The organism is Actinoplanes regularis, from assembly GCF_900188005.1.
GTDB classification, from domain to species: Bacteria; Actinomycetota; Actinomycetes; order Mycobacteriales; family Micromonosporaceae; genus Actinoplanes; species Actinoplanes regularis.
Genome location: NZ_FZNR01000009.1, coordinates 165,839 through 179,427 on the forward strand (window position 1 = coordinate 165,839; position 13,589 = coordinate 179,427).

At 69.6% G+C, this 13,589-nt stretch carries 11 protein-coding genes; 6 read left to right on the forward strand and 5 right to left on the reverse strand.

What is annotated here, in order from left to right; translation table 11 throughout:
• Nucleotides 1-3: 3 nt before the first annotated feature.
• Nucleotides 4-339, reverse strand: a complete 336-nt coding sequence (locus CHC09_RS23900) for a chorismate mutase family protein (RefSeq protein ID WP_089295412.1) — start codon at nucleotides 337-339, stop codon at nucleotides 4-6.
• A gap of 474 nt (nucleotides 340-813) precedes the next feature.
• Here CHC09_RS23900 and CHC09_RS23905 point away from each other — a divergent pair, with 474 nt between their 5' ends.
• Nucleotides 814-2,169 (forward strand): XRE family transcriptional regulator, encoded by a 1,356-nt coding sequence (locus CHC09_RS23905; RefSeq protein WP_179277252.1) that lies wholly within the window; start codon nucleotides 814-816, stop codon nucleotides 2,167-2,169.
• Between the two features lie 46 nt (nucleotides 2,170-2,215).
• Here CHC09_RS23905 and CHC09_RS23910 read toward each other — a convergent pair whose 3' ends face one another.
• On the reverse strand, nucleotides 2,216-3,472 hold the full coding sequence (locus tag CHC09_RS23910; RefSeq protein WP_239138476.1) for an MFS transporter: 1,257 nt from the start codon (nucleotides 3,470-3,472) through the stop codon (nucleotides 2,216-2,218).
• A 71-nt stretch (nucleotides 3,473-3,543) separates the two neighbouring features.
• Nucleotides 3,544-4,464, reverse strand: a complete 921-nt coding sequence (locus CHC09_RS47765; RefSeq protein WP_239138477.1) for a hypothetical protein — start codon at nucleotides 4,462-4,464, stop codon at nucleotides 3,544-3,546.
• A gap of 455 nt (nucleotides 4,465-4,919) precedes the next feature.
• Between CHC09_RS47765 and CHC09_RS23920 the strand changes: the two genes are divergently transcribed.
• The 3 genes from CHC09_RS23920 to CHC09_RS23930 all read left to right on the forward strand — a co-directional run bounded on the left by CHC09_RS23920 (nucleotide 4,920) and on the right by CHC09_RS23930 (nucleotide 9,249).
• Nucleotides 4,920-6,236: a phenylacetate--CoA ligase family protein gene (locus CHC09_RS23920; protein WP_089295414.1), complete on the forward strand. Its 1,317-nt coding sequence runs from the start codon at nucleotides 4,920-4,922 to the stop codon at nucleotides 6,234-6,236.
• An 89-nt stretch (nucleotides 6,237-6,325) separates the two neighbouring features.
• The gene (locus tag CHC09_RS23925) at nucleotides 6,326-7,573 is read left to right on the forward strand and encodes an aminotransferase class I/II-fold pyridoxal phosphate-dependent enzyme (RefSeq protein ID WP_089295415.1); all 1,248 of its coding nucleotides are present in this window, start codon (nucleotides 6,326-6,328) and stop codon (nucleotides 7,571-7,573) included.
• Nucleotides 7,574-7,578: 5 nt separating this feature from the next.
• The gene (locus CHC09_RS23930) at nucleotides 7,579-9,249 is read left to right on the forward strand and encodes a class I adenylate-forming enzyme family protein (RefSeq protein WP_143232497.1); all 1,671 of its coding nucleotides are present in this window, start codon (nucleotides 7,579-7,581) and stop codon (nucleotides 9,247-9,249) included.
• Nucleotides 9,250-9,427: 178 nt separating this feature from the next.
• On the opposite strand, the gene CHC09_RS23935 is transcribed toward CHC09_RS23930, so the two are convergent.
• The gene (locus tag CHC09_RS23935) at nucleotides 9,428-10,402 is read right to left on the reverse strand and encodes a helix-turn-helix transcriptional regulator (protein WP_239138478.1); all 975 of its coding nucleotides are present in this window, start codon (nucleotides 10,400-10,402) and stop codon (nucleotides 9,428-9,430) included.
• 148 nt (nucleotides 10,403-10,550) lie between these two features.
• On the opposite strand from CHC09_RS23935, the gene CHC09_RS23940 reads away from it, so the two are divergent.
• Together CHC09_RS23940 and CHC09_RS23945 are read left to right on the forward strand one after the other, a co-directional pair.
• Nucleotides 10,551-11,762 (forward strand): magnesium and cobalt transport protein CorA, encoded by a 1,212-nt coding sequence (locus CHC09_RS23940; RefSeq protein ID WP_089295558.1) that lies wholly within the window; start codon nucleotides 10,551-10,553, stop codon nucleotides 11,760-11,762.
• 339 nt (nucleotides 11,763-12,101) lie between these two features.
• On the forward strand, nucleotides 12,102-12,431 hold the full coding sequence (locus CHC09_RS23945; protein ID WP_089295417.1) for a hypothetical protein: 330 nt from the start codon (nucleotides 12,102-12,104) through the stop codon (nucleotides 12,429-12,431).
• Between the two features lie 14 nt (nucleotides 12,432-12,445).
• Here CHC09_RS23945 and CHC09_RS23950 read toward each other — a convergent pair whose 3' ends face one another.
• Nucleotides 12,446-13,312 (reverse strand): MHYT domain-containing protein, encoded by an 867-nt coding sequence (locus tag CHC09_RS23950; protein ID WP_089295418.1) that lies wholly within the window; start codon nucleotides 13,310-13,312, stop codon nucleotides 12,446-12,448.
• Nucleotides 13,313-13,589: the final 277 nt, after the last annotated feature.

The following is a 13,589-nucleotide window of genomic DNA, read 5'->3' on the forward strand; positions in this document are numbered from 1 at the left end:
GATTTACTCCGATCCGCCCGCTGCCCCGATAACGAGATCCTCGACCCGGCAGGTCTCGGCGATGATCAAGTCATAGAACCGGCGCATGAAATCGCGATCGATGCCGTTGCGATCAGCGAAGCCGGCTGCTCGCTCCTGGACGATCCCGATCCGGTGCGGCTGCATCATCGGCACCCCGTACTCGCGCTTGACCTGCGCGATCTTCACGCAGCACGCAATGCGCTCCGCCAGGCGATCCCGCAGTTCGGCGTCCACCCGGTCCAGTTCCGCGCGTAACCTCTCAAGTTCGCGCGACGACAGGGTCGCGTCCGCGGAGCCTGCGATCGTTTCGTCGGTCATCTCTCACCCTTCAGTTCGCGGTGTGCCGGCACCCGGCGACGGACTCCTTTTCTGATCGGGGCACGGCGAGGACGGGCCGTCGTCACAGAAATTGGCACGCCCGATCATTCGGGACCACCGGCCACCGCAGCGATAAGACCAGAACGATCTGTTGGCCGAAATCATTTGGGAGGTAATGAAAGCCAATCAATCAAAAGTCGCCAACAACCAATACATAGTTCACAAAATGGACATGGTCACATCGAGTGTGTTGTTTGTCTCAAGCTCGAGAATGAGAGCAACACGTGAATGGAGAACGGCTCGCGCGACACCGTCGTAATCTAGCCGCGGCACTCGTACGGTTTGTCACCGTCCGTTCATCGTTGCGCGGCCGGTCGATCGATACGCGTTGCGTCTCACGCGCCGGCCAGCCACCAGGCCGGAGCCGCGGCAACACCTGGAAGGAGATCGACGATGGGTCGACCGGAGCGGCCAGTGGATCCGAACGGAGGGGCGGTCGCGGCGTTCGCACTGGCCCTACGGCGATTGCGCGCGCAGGCGGGCAACGCCTCATACCGCGAACTGTCGGAGCGGGTCGGCTTCTCGCCGTCAGTGCTCTCGGCGGCGACCAACGGATTCAGCCTTCCCACCCTGCAGGTCACGCTGGCCCTGGTGGAGGCGTGCGGCGGGGATCGCAACGAGTGGACCCGGACCTGGCAGCGGATCGCGGGCCAGGAGGACGCCGGCCGGTCGTCGCGCCGCCGCCGCCCCGTCCCGGCCGCCACCTCCACCACCGGCGAGGCGGAGCGCCAAGGCGACGCGGGACGACCCACCCCGGCACAGCTCCCGGTGCCGCCCCGGCACTTCGCCGGGCGCACCGCCGAGATGGACCGGCTGACCGGCTTCGTGCTGAACACCGACACCGGGACCCCACTGCTGATCAGCGGACCGATCGGGGTGGGCAAGAGCGCGCTGACGATCCACTGGGGGCATGAGCACAGCGGGCACTTTCCCGACGGCGTGCTCTACGCCGACCTCGCCGGGCGCGAGCACGGCTACGACGTGCTCAGCTACTTCCTCCACGCGCTGGGTTGCCCGCGCGAGCAGACCGAGACCAACGAGCGGGACCGCTCCGCGCTGTACCGGTCGTTGCTCGGCCGTCGACGGGTGCTCGTGGTGCTGGACAACGCCACCGATGAGGCCCAGGTACGACCGCTGCTGGCCGGATCCCGCGGCAGCCACGTGATCATCACCAGTCGGAACAGGCTGGCCGGGCTCGAAGGTGTGGAACGGTTCACCCTGGATGTGATGTCGCCCGAGGAGTCCCTCGCGGTGCTCGGCGCGATCGTCGGGCGCGAGCAGGTCGCCGCCGAGCGGGAAGTGGCCCGGGCCCTGGCCGAGCTCTGCGATCACCTGCCTCTGGCGCTCTGGACGACGGCCGTACGCGTCGCCGTGCGGCCCGCCTGGAACCTCGCCTACGCCCTCGACCAGTTACGGGACAACACGCGCCGGCTGGAGCAGGTCGACTCCGGCGACCTGGGGCTGGGTAAACGGCTGCGCGACATGTATTCGGCTCTCGGCGCGCTGCCCGCCTGGGCCTGGCGGGCGGTCTCGGCCTCGCCGGGCGGTGACCCGGAGGCCAGCGTCCTGGCCGGGCAGATGTGCCTGCCGCTCCATGTGGTGGAGGAGGTGCTGGAGTCGCTCGTGGACGTCGGCCTGCTGATCGGCACCCCCACCCCCGGCCGATATCGCATGCCGCTGCTCTTCCGGCTCTTCGTCGCCGAGGTCGCCGAGCAGACCGCCCCGCCGCCGCACGCCGGGCGCGCCCCGGCGATCTTGACGGCGGGATGATCGGGACAGGCGTGGGCCATCCGTCGGCCCACGCCTACGCTGGCCGTCAGCCGGCGGCCGGTTCCTCCATCGACACTGCCGGCTCCGGGGTGGCGGCGTGCGCGGTGCCGGAGAGCAGGCGCAGGTTGATGCCGACCATCAGGGGACAGAGCAGGCCGGCGGCGGCCATGAAGATGAACGCGGCTCCGCTGCCGGACCGCTCGATGAGCGAGCCGGAGATCGCGGCGCCGGCCGAGGTGCCGACCGCGATGGACGAGGCGATCCAGGCGAAGCCCTCGGTGACCGCCGAGCGCGGCACCACGTTGGAGAGCACGGAGTAGAGACCGATCAGGGTTGGCGTGATCGCCAGGCCGGCGATCGTCGCGAACGGCGCCATCACCCAGAGCGAATCGACGAAGATCAGCGGCACCGTGCCCACGCCCAGCACGGCCGAGGTGATCAGCAGCCGGCGGATCAGCGGCAGCTTCCACGCGATACCGCCGTAGAGCAGCCCGGCGATCATGCCACCGAGAATGGTCAGGCCGATCAGGATACCGCCGACACTCCGGTTGCCCTCCTCGTCGGCGAAGGCGACCAGGGACACGTTGCTGCTGCCGAACCAGGCACCGAGCGCCACGCAGACCAGCAGCAGAGCGCGCAGTCCGGGCTCCGCGATCGCACCGCGCCGCGGACCCTGCCCGGGTGCCGCGACCGGTGGCTGCGTCGATTTCTGCAGGGCCAGGCCGCCCCAGCCGGCGACCACCATGACGAGGATGATCATCATTGCGGCGACCGGTGCGACGTACCCGGCCAGCAGCGTGACGATCACCGGACCGCTCAGGTAGATGATGTCGTCGATGAAGGCCTCCAGCGCGTACGCCGTCGCTTGTCGCGGCGTGCCGCCGACCAGCGTCGCCCAGCGTGCCCGCACCAGGGAGCCGATGGGCATACCGGAGCCACCGAAAGCGGCGGCGGCGACGAACAGCGTCCACAGCGGCGCGTCCCACTCCGTCAACGCGACCATGGCGATCAGGCTGCCGGTGTGCACCACCAGCGTGGTGAGAATCAGCCAGCGCTGGCCGCGCCGGTCGGAGAGTCTGCCCAGCGCCGGAACGGTCGCCGCGTTGGCGAGCGTGACGACGGAGCTGACCGCGCCCGCGATGGCGTACGAGCCGGTTGTGGCCAGGGCCATCAGCATGGCGGCCAGCGCGCGCATCGAGATGGGGAAGCGACCGATCAGGCCCGCTATGACGAATCCGGGCGCCCCCGGTGTCCGCAACAGGTCTCGATAGGCGCGTAGGGACTTACCGATGCCGCTCTGCACTGATCTTGCTCCGTTCCTTGCCGCGTGCACCGCACGCGCGCTGACTCTCTTCCGTGGCTGTGTCGCACGCTCTAGTCGGTGACCGGCTGCCTCAGCGCGGCCACCGCCGCGTGAGCCGCCTCTTCCAGGACCTCGCCGGTACGCGCCTCGATACCGGCCACCGTCGCATCCCACAGCTTGCCCGGACGCTCGTGCGCACTGTCCGATCCGGTCGGGTAGAGGCCGTTGACGCGCAGGTCCCGGCGAATCGCCCGGACACGTAGCAGCAGTTGCTCGACGACCCGCTGCCGGGACGTCACCTCGCGGGCCGTGCTGTAGAAGGCGTCGTAGAGAGCCACGTTCTCCCGGGTGGTCTTGCCGAGCGCGAGCCCGTCGTTCGCTCGCAGCAGCGAGTCGTCGCTGGGCACCAGCTTCGCCGCGACGGCGACATGCACTCGCTGGTTGACCCGGCTGGCCTCGATCACCCGGGCGACGTCCGCGGGCGCGGTCCGCCCCCGGTAGGCGCCTCGCAGCGCGTGCAGCTTCGCCATCACCGGCACGTAGTCCACCGCCCACCGGCCGGAGAACGACCGGTGCTGCATCGCCATCACCGGGCGGATCAGCCGGGCATACGCCTCGCGCGTCGGCACCCCGGCGTAGATCAGCAGCGCCGAGTAGCCGTCGAGCAGCGCGGCGGCGTTGCGAGCCGCGGTCGGCAACGCCTCGCTGAGCACCAGCCCGAGTTCGTCGTCGAGCACCTGCCAGAGCGCGGACGCGGCCTGATTGCCGATGATCCAGCGGAACCACAGCAGCTGGTCGATCGAGTCGGGCTCCGGGTCCGCCGACACTTCGGCGTCGGCGCTCAGCAGGGCACGCTGGCGAAGCACTCCAGCCAGGTCCCCGTCGAGCCATCGCATGCCCGGCTCCGGGAGGGTGAGCGGCATCAGACCGTAGGGGTAGCCGCCGAATTCCCAGTCGGGCAGCCGTCGTTCGGTGGTGTCGGACAGCGTCACGGCGATCGTTCCTCTTTGGCGGGCGACAGTCTTACATTCACGGCACTTCGATTATCGACAACCGGATGGCATTAACGACAGACGATAGATCGACGCACGGAGATTATCATGCCACGAGACCGTGCAATTGACTCACGCCACCATCAGAGGTCCACGATATGGACCAGCAAGATCCATCTCTGGCGATTGATGTAGCCGGCAGTCGCACAAGAAGTGCTGGCCAGGCGCTTGAGCGTGCGCGACCGTTTGATTGTCCGAAAACCAATCAACTGCGTTTTCGCTGGCACCAACCCGGCCATCCTGACAACGGGTTGACCAGCTGCCAACGGCCCGCTATACAAACATCGGCCCGCCCATGGCGTCATTTCGCCTGTGTACCGACACGCAAACAGGCCGGGCGACCATCGATCTGATGAATTCATCGGACACCGAACCAGAAATTGCGGGGAGACTGCATGAGCCGGACGACGCACCGGGCCGGGCCCGACCTGGCGGCCGATCTTGACGCGCTGCCGGCAGCGGAGATCGCCGCCCTGCGCACCGCCAACTTCGCCCGCACCGTGGCTGCCGCCCGCTCGATCGAGGCGGTGAACGCGCGCTACCCCGGACTCGCCGACGTGTACACCCCGGACGATCTCCGCGCGCTGCCGATCCTCACCCCTGCGGCACTGGCGGCCGGCTCCCCACCGCGCTCGGCGGAGTTCGTCCTCGGCCCGTCCGGCGGCCTGGTGCTGCGCTCCAGCGGCACGTCCGGTGAGGCGAAGACCATGTTCCACTCGTGGGAGTTCAAACAGCAGGTCGACGCACTCGGCGCCCGCGGGCTGCGAGCGCTGTTGCCGGATCCGCCGCGGCGGATCGCCGACTGCATGTTCCCGGGTGGCCTGAACGGCGCGTTCCTTTTCGTGCTGGGCCTCGCCGAGAATCTGGGCGCACTCGCGTTCCCGCTGGGCAGCACCACGCCGGTGGCCGAGACCGCCGCCGCGATCGCCGCGCACGACATCGACACGATCATCGCGGGTCCGGCGTACGGCACCGAGCTGATCACGGAGACCCCGGCTGAGCAGCTGCGCTCACTACGGCACTTCCTCTACCTCGGCGAGGCGATCGGCGCGGAGCGAGAGCGGCTGGTCACCGAGGCTCTGCCGGGGGTGTCGGTCCGTTCCATCGCATATTCCACCAACGAGACCGGCCCGATCGGCTACCAGTGCACGCACCAGTCCGGCGGCACCCATCATCTGCACGACGACGTCATGATCGTCGAGGTCGTGGACCAGGAGACCGGCGACCCGGTCCCGCCCGGCACCGAAGGTGAGCTGCTGGTCACGCCGCTGAAGGACACCGGTATGGCGCTGTTCCGCTACCGGATCGGCGACCGGGGGCGGATCGAGACCACGCCGTGCCCGTGCGGCAGCTCCGCCCAGGTCCTGACCCTGCTCGGCAGGGCCGGGGAGTCGATGACGGTGGACGTCTGGACCACCTCCGCCGACCAGCTGCTCGCCACGCTGCGCCCGTTCGGGGTCAGCGACGTCACGCAGTGCCAGTTGCAGGTGCTGTGGGACTTTCCCCAGTACACCGTCCGGGTCCTGCTCGCACCGTCCGTGCCGGACGCTCCGTCGGCGGAGGCCCTGCTGCGCGAGGCCAAGGCGCAGTGGCAGCTTCACACGATCCTGACCAGCCGGCGGTGCGCCGAGATCACCGTCGAGCGCGCGCCCCTCGGGTCGTTCGCGCAGAACGAGCGGGGCAAGGTCCCCACCCTCTACCAACGGTTCTGACAGGCCCATCCGCACAGGCGGACGGTTTCCCTGGGTTCCCCGGGTCTCCTCCACGGCTGAAGCCGTAGATCTCCACAGAAGGAAATGTGATGACGCAGAAAACGGTGGCCCCGCCGAGCAACTGGGTGGCCGCGCGCATCAGCAAGACGTCCGACATGCTGGACCGGGCCTTCGATCGAGGGCTCACCGGCCACGTGATCACCGAGCGCAACGGCAAGCAGGTCCGGCTCGCCGACGACAGCACCGCGATCGAGTTCGTCTCCTGCTCCTACCTCGGGCTGGAGCAGCACCCGGAGCTGGTCGAGGCGGCGCACGACGCGCTGCGCCGGTTCGGCGTGCACTTCTCGATCGCACGCAACCGCGCGCGTCCGGCATACCTGCCGGAGCTGGAGGATCTGCTCGGAGAGATCTACCCCGGGACCCGGGCGGTCGTCTTCGGCACCGTCAGCAGCGCCCACCTCGGAACGTTGCCGCTGCTCGGCGCGGGTGCCCTCCCCAGCTACCCGATCGCGGCGGGGGGTGTGACATTCCTGGTGGAGAAGACCGCGCACGCCTCCATGCAGGTTCTGCGGGGTGTGCTCGAACAGCTCGGTCCGGTACGCCGCTTCGAGCTCAACAACCCGGACGGGCTGACCGCCGAGCTGCGCGCGGCGGCAGCGGCGAACCGGACGCCGGTGTTGCTGGTCGACGGTGTCGGGTCGATGGGCGGGCTGGTCGACGTGCGCGCGCTGCACGACACCGTCACCCCGTACGGCGGACTGCTCTACGTGGATGACGCGCACGGCACCTCGATCACCGGCAAGCACGGCGCCGGATACGCGTTCGAGGCCTTCGGTGGCGAGTTGCCACCCGGTGTACTCATCACCGGCTCGCTCTCCAAGGCGTTCGGCGGCATCGGCGGCGTGGCCCTGGTCCGCGACGAGGCCGATCTGCTCGTGCTGCGCAAGTTCGCCAACCCCCTGGTCTTCGGCCAGTCCGTGCCGGTGCCGATGCTCGCGGCGACAGTCGCCGCCGCTCGGCTGCACCTCAACGGCGAGGTCGCGCGCCGGCAGGAACTGCTGTGGAGCAACGCCGCCGTTTTCGACGAGCTGACCAACGGCGCGCTGGTCAACGCCGATCTGCGCTGCCCGATCCGGGGCGCCCACTTCGACGACGAGGAACGGGCGTTCGCCGCCGGTGAGCGGCTGCGTGACGCCGGCGTCCTCATCCTCCCGGCGTTCTACCCGACCGTCGCCGAGGGCACCGGACTACTGCGCTTCGCACTCTCCTCCCTGCACACCCGCGACCAGTTGGCGGCTGCGGCCGCGGCCCTGGCGCCCGCCCTCGACGGGAAGTGAGCACCATGTCGGCGCTCGACAAAGCCCTTCTCCCAACCGACCTGCGTCTGATGCTGGCCCGCGACGACCGTCTCGGCGGCGGCAATGTCCTGCCCACCGCCATGGCCACGCATCCCGACCCCGACGTGCCGTTCCTGTTGCTCGGCCGGCCGGTGACCGATGTCACCGGCGAGCCGCTGCACGAGCTGAGCCTGCGCACCCTCGACCGGCTGGCCCAGAGCTGGTCAGCCTGGTACCTGGCCAAGGGCGTGGGCCCTCGGGACCGGGTCGCCGTCTTCATCGCCGACACCTACGCCTACTCGGTGCATTTCTTCGCGCTCTCGCAGATCGGTGCCATTCCGGTTCTGCTCAACAGCCGGATGGCCGGCCCGGTCGCCGTCGAGCACCTGCGCCGCACCGGCCCGGTCGGCCTCTACACCGACGCGTCCCGTGCCGCCCGGATCGGCGAGGCGCTGACCGAGCTGCCCGGCCTCGACTGGGTACAGCTCGCCGACGAGCTGCCCGCCCCGCCCGAGGCCTGGCTGAAGCAGGAGGACTACTTCACGCACGCGCCGGACGACCCGGTGGTCATCCTGCACTCCTCCGGCACCACCGGGCAGCCGAAACCTGTCATCCAGTCGCACGCGGGCAGCTTCGCCGGACCGCGCTACCGGCTGGAGCACTTCACCGAGAAGCCGGGCTCGCTGATGATGGCCGCGCAGCCGCAGTCGCACACCGGGTGCATCGGCTACGGCATGTACGCGGTGCTGGCCGGCACTCCGATGGTCCCGCTGTTCGACCCGACCGGTCCTGAGCTGACCGCCGCGATCGCCGAGTTCCAGCCCACCCTGGTGCTGGCCTTCGCGCACGTCTACGCGGATCTGGTCGCCGAGCACCTCGCGCCCGGCTCCGTCGACTCGGTCGAGGGCTGGATCAGCATGGCCGACGCCGTGCACGACGCGCACATGCGCCACATCCTCAGCCTGCGCGACCCGGCCCTGCCGGCGGCCGCGTTCTACGACCGGTTCGGCAGCACCGAGCTGGGCTGGGGCCTGATGGTCCAGGTCCGCACGCTGGACACCCCGCGCCGCGACCGGTGCATCGGCCGGCCCGACCCGCTCGCGGAGTTCGCGGTCCTGCGCCCCGACGGCACCCGGGCCGACCTCGGCGAGTACGGACGTCTCGGCGTACGCAGCCCGAGCCTGACACCCGGCTACTGGAACGATTCGGATACCACCGTCCGCAGCTGGCTCGGCGGTTACTGGTTGACCGGCGACATCGCCATGCAGGACGAGGAGGGTCTCTTCTACCAGGTCGACCGTTTGGTCGACGTGGTGCCGACCGGGACCGGCACCGGCTATTCGGTGCTGATGGAGGAGATCATCCTCGCGGGCCTGCCCGAGATCTCGGAGTGTGCGGTGGTGGCCGCCCGGTTCGACGGCCGGCCGGTCGGCGTCGCCGTCGTCCGCCTCGACGACCCGGATGCCGAGGTGCCGGCGAGCGCGCTGCTGGAGCGGGTCAACGGTGCCTTGGCCGACGCCGGACAGCCGGTGGTGACCCTGCTGGAGATCGCTCGCACGGATGACGCCCTGCCGGTCGGCTACACCGGCAAGGTGCTCAAGCGGCGGCTGCGGGAGAAGTACGCCGAGCCGGCCGCCTGGCAGGGCGAGAACAACCACCTCGCGCTCACGTCCTGATCCGCCCTCGGTGGGTTCCGTCCCGGCGGGGCCCACCGAGGACCACTTATGCCCCCATCGGGCCCGAATCTCACAAAACTTATATAAGCCAACTCTTATAAGGCCCCCGAAAATGTCGCACCCGATCGATACCTTTATCGACACGGACCGACGCCACGGGGGCGTCGGTCCGTCCATTTCAGACGATCATCTCGCGCAGCAGGTTCTCGCCCGTGGTGCGGACACGTTCACGCAACTCGGCCGGTGCTTCGATGGTGAACCTCGCGCCCAGCACGCCCAGCACCATCACCGGCCAGCCGAGGTCTTCGACGTTCATCCGCAACCGGCAGACTCCGTCACCCACCACCTCGCAGCTTCCCCAGTGGCCGACCGTCGCGCGGACCGGCTCGGGATCGCTCTCGATCAGCACCGAGACGTCGTAACGGTTGGGTATGGCGCGGATCCGCGACCGCAACCAGGCCACCGGATCCCCGCCCGGTATCTCCCGGGGCCGGAACCGCGCGCCGGTCAGTGCCGGACCGGCGATCCGGTCCACCCGGAAGCTGCGCCAGTCGGCCCGGTCCAGATCCCACGCCAGCAGATACCACCTCCGGCCGAGCGGGACCAGGCGGTGCGGCTCCACGTGCCGCCGGGAGACCGCACCCTCGCGCGGGACGTAGTCGGAGCGTGGGGTGTAGTCGAAGCGCAGCCGCTCCTCGGCCCGGGTCGCCAGCGCGATCGTGGTCAGCACCCCGGCGTCCAGCACCGGGCCACCGCCGAAGAAGCCCGGGCTGGTCACCGCCTGCAGCGCGTCGATGCGCCGGCGCAGGCGCGGCGGGAGCAGCTGGATCACCTTGGCCAGCGCCCGCACCGAGGTCTCCTCGAAACCGGCGACCGCCCCGGCGGCGGCGCTGCGCAGCCCGACCGCGATGGCCACCGCCTCCTCGTCGTCGAGCAGCAGCGGCGGCACGGCCGCGCCGGCCTGCAACTGGTAGCCACCGGCCACGCCACGCGCGGCGTCCACCGGATAGCCCAGCTCGCGCAGCCGGTCCACGTCCCGTCGCAGGGTGCGCGGGGAGACCTCGAGGCGGTCGGCCAGCTCGGCACCGGGCCAGTAGCGATGGGTCTGCAGCAGCGACAGCAGCCGCAGCATCCGCGCACTCGTGTTCGCCATGACTTCAGGGTCCCTCATATTGCGGCCAGGAACTGACCGCGACGAACCCGCGCCGGCACCATCTCGCTGTTCTGGACCGTGCCCCTGCCCGCTACCTTCTACCTCGCGACTTCAACGACGCGTGGACGGGAAGGTGGCGGGCGGACGGATGCTCGGTCGAGAGCTTGGGGAGGAGTTCCGGCCACCCGACTTCGAGGACGAGGCGGCGCCGGGCTGGCATCGCGAATCACCGGACGACCCCGGCCGGGTCGGATTCCGCCGGCGGGCGCGACGCCGGAGCGGGGCGTTCCGCCAGCTGCTGGAGGGGCTGCTCCGGCCACCGGCGGCCATCCCGGCCCCGCGCCGCGGTAACCCGGACGCGGTGGTGGACTGCGCTGTCTACACCGGTGGCGCGCGGCGCTCCGATCCGGGGCAGCCGCGCCAGCTGCCGTACCAGGAGGCTGCCCGGCTCGCCAGACGCCGCCGCAACGCGTTCGTCTGGCTCGGCCTGCACGAGCCGGACCAGGCCACCATGAATCAGATCGCCGAGGTCTTCGGCCTGCACGAGCTGATCGCCGAACGGGCCGTCAGCAGTGGGCACCGGCCCGGCGTGGAGACCGTCGGCGAGGTGACCCGGCTGGTGCTGCGGGCCGCGCGCTACGTCGAGCACGACCGGCTCACCGACACCTCCGAGGTGGTGGAGACCGGCGACATCACCGTGCTGGTCGGCCCCTGGTTCGCGATCACGGTCCGGCACGGCGCGGTCGGGCCGCTCTGGGCGGTCCGCCAGGAGCTGGAGAAGCGGCCGGACGTGCTGCGGCACGGCCCGTGGGCGGTGGCGTACGCGGTCGGCAGCCGCCTGGTCGACAGTTACCTGGACGTGGCGGGCCACGTCGAGCGCGACCTGGAGCGCTTGGAGGAGGAGTCCTTCGCCGTCACGCGGAGCACCGGGATCGCCCACATCTATCAGTTGAAGCGGGAGATGGTGGAGTTCAAGCGGGCGGTGCTGCCGCTGGCCGACCCGCTGGCCCGACTGCTGGAGGGCCGGGAGTTACCGGCCGCGCTGCGCCCCTACCTGGTCGATGTGCGCGGGCGGTTGAGCCGGGCGGTGGACCGGGTGGCCGGCTTCGACGACCTGCTCAACTCGATCCTGCAGGCCCGGCTGGCACAGATCTCCATCGACCAGAACGACGACATGCGCAAGATCGCCGCGTGGGCCGCGATCGCCGCGGTGCCCACGGTGATCGCCGGTATCTACGGGATGAACTTCGCGGTGATTCCGGGGCTGGATTCGCCGTACGGCTTCCCCGGCGCGGTCGCCGCCATGTTCCTGATCGGCGGCGGCCTCTACTGGCGACTCAAACGGTCCGGCTGGCTCTGAGGGAGCGCCGGTCGGCCCCGCCGGGGTGGTCGGCCCCGGGATCGCCCGGACCACGTTGACCTCCCCGGCGAGGTGCGCACCACCGGCAGCAGAGCGCCGTGGTGAGCGTCTGGGCGCGAGCGCCCAGCCCCGCACTCGTCGTACGAGACGGTGGCCCGGAGCTTCGCCATGCCGCCGGCCACGTAGAGGGACAATATGGGAATTGAGTAGTGCGCTGTCCAGATTTCACGGCTTTTTACGGACAGGAAGCGCAATTTAGACAAGACGGCAATATGTAGTCATACGAAAAGACGATGCCGCACACGACTGAAACTCGGCCAACCGGGGTAACGCGCAAGCATGACGGAGAAGGCGGAAGACCTCGGCGAACCGGTCGCCTACCTGGTCCTTCGGGAAGGGGTACCGGTCTACGCACCCAGCGGAGACCCGGTCGGCACGGTGGAACACGTCCTCGCCGACGAGCATCAGGACGTCTTCCACGGACTGTTGATCAACACGCCGGACGGGCACCGCTTCGCCGCCGGCGCGCAGGTCGCGGGCCTCTACGAGCGCGGCGTGATCCTCACCGAACCGGCCGAGGCCCTGGCCCGGCCGAGCACCGAACTGCCCGGCCGCCGCCAGGAAAGCGGCCTGAAACGGGCGTGGGACTGGTTGGTCCAGCCCCGCTGACCTGTTCGGAAGCGTTACCGGGAGGCGCGGTCCCGGTAGCTCCAGGAGCCGTTGCCGAGGGTGCCGCGGCCGGTCGGATCCGGCTGTGACTGCGGCTGCCGCTCGGTCCGGGCCTGCAGACGCGAGTCGAGGTACTCCGCGGCCGCGCGATCCTCCTCGTTCGGGGCGGAGATCAGCGCGTACACCATGCCGAGAAGCCCGAACACCACAGCGAGGCCGATCGGGACGAGCAGCGATCCGGCGGTGGCGCCCTCGATCGGGTCGGACCCGTGCTTGCTCAGCACCGACATCGCGGACATGCCGGTGAAGTGCATGCCGTTCACCGCGATCCCCATCACCAGGGCGGAGGCGAAGATGACCGCCGGCTTCCGGACCACCAGGGTGAGCCAGAGCGCGACCGAGGCGGCGACCACGGCGATCACCACCGAGAGCGCGACCCGCGAGGCGGAGTAGTGGATGTCGCCGTTCAGCCGCATCGCGGCCATGCCCGTGTAGTGCATCGCGGCCACACCGAGACCGGCCAGGACACCGCCGAGGACGATCCGGATCTGCCGGGCACCGTTGCCGAGCAGCGCGATGGCCAGACCCGCCCCGACCGCCACGAACGCGATCAGGACGCTGGCCGCGGTGAGGCCGACGTCGTAACGGATCTGCGTACCGACCACCTCGAAGCCGAGCATCGCCACGAAGTGCATGCTCCAGATGCCGGTGGCGCCGATCGCCAGTGCCGCGAGCACCAGCCACCAGTTCCGCTCGGTACCGGTCCGGGCCGTACGCAGGCGCACCGCGCACGTGAGCCCGAGCAACGAGCCGAGGACGGACAGCAGATAGCTGAAGGCTGGTGTCACCCATCCGTAGTCGAAGTGATGGATTTCCGCCATGCCACCGCGCTCCCTGTTCCCAAGAGTCTTGCCGCGATGAATACTGCCGCAACCCTCAGCGTGGCCGTCACTGATTGTGATCCACGTTTCGTCATGGGCACACGAGAAGATGAGCGCCATTGGGGTCGCGGTTGACGGCGGGTCGGCTGAACGGCTACCCGTTTGTCCTTGTAGACGGGACATTCGCTAAATAAGTGAGCAAGCGATTCCCAATAGGGCGAGCAATCCCGGCATTGTGGCGCCGATAACTTTCTGTAACTCGACGGAAATGCGCGGC

Coding starts and splice junctions, on each gene's coding strand:
- CHC09_RS23930 (WP_143232497.1), top strand. CDS start 7,579: ATGTCGGCGCTCGACAAAGCCCTTCTCCCAACCGACCTGCGTCTGATG.
- CHC09_RS23935 (WP_239138478.1), bottom strand. CDS start 10,402: ATGGCGAACACGAGTGCGCGGATGCTGCGGCTGCTGTCGCTGCTGCAG.
- CHC09_RS23945 (WP_089295417.1), top strand. CDS start 12,102: ATGACGGAGAAGGCGGAAGACCTCGGCGAACCGGTCGCCTACCTGGTC.
- CHC09_RS23940 (WP_089295558.1), top strand. CDS start 10,551: ATGCTCGGTCGAGAGCTTGGGGAGGAGTTCCGGCCACCCGACTTCGAG.
- CHC09_RS23950 (WP_089295418.1), bottom strand. CDS start 13,312: ATGGCGGAAATCCATCACTTCGACTACGGATGGGTGACACCAGCCTTC.
- CHC09_RS23925 (WP_089295415.1), top strand. CDS start 6,326: ATGACGCAGAAAACGGTGGCCCCGCCGAGCAACTGGGTGGCCGCGCGC.
- CHC09_RS23900 (WP_089295412.1), bottom strand. CDS start 339: ATGACCGACGAAACGATCGCAGGCTCCGCGGACGCGACCCTGTCGTCG.
- CHC09_RS23920 (WP_089295414.1), top strand. CDS start 4,920: ATGAGCCGGACGACGCACCGGGCCGGGCCCGACCTGGCGGCCGATCTT.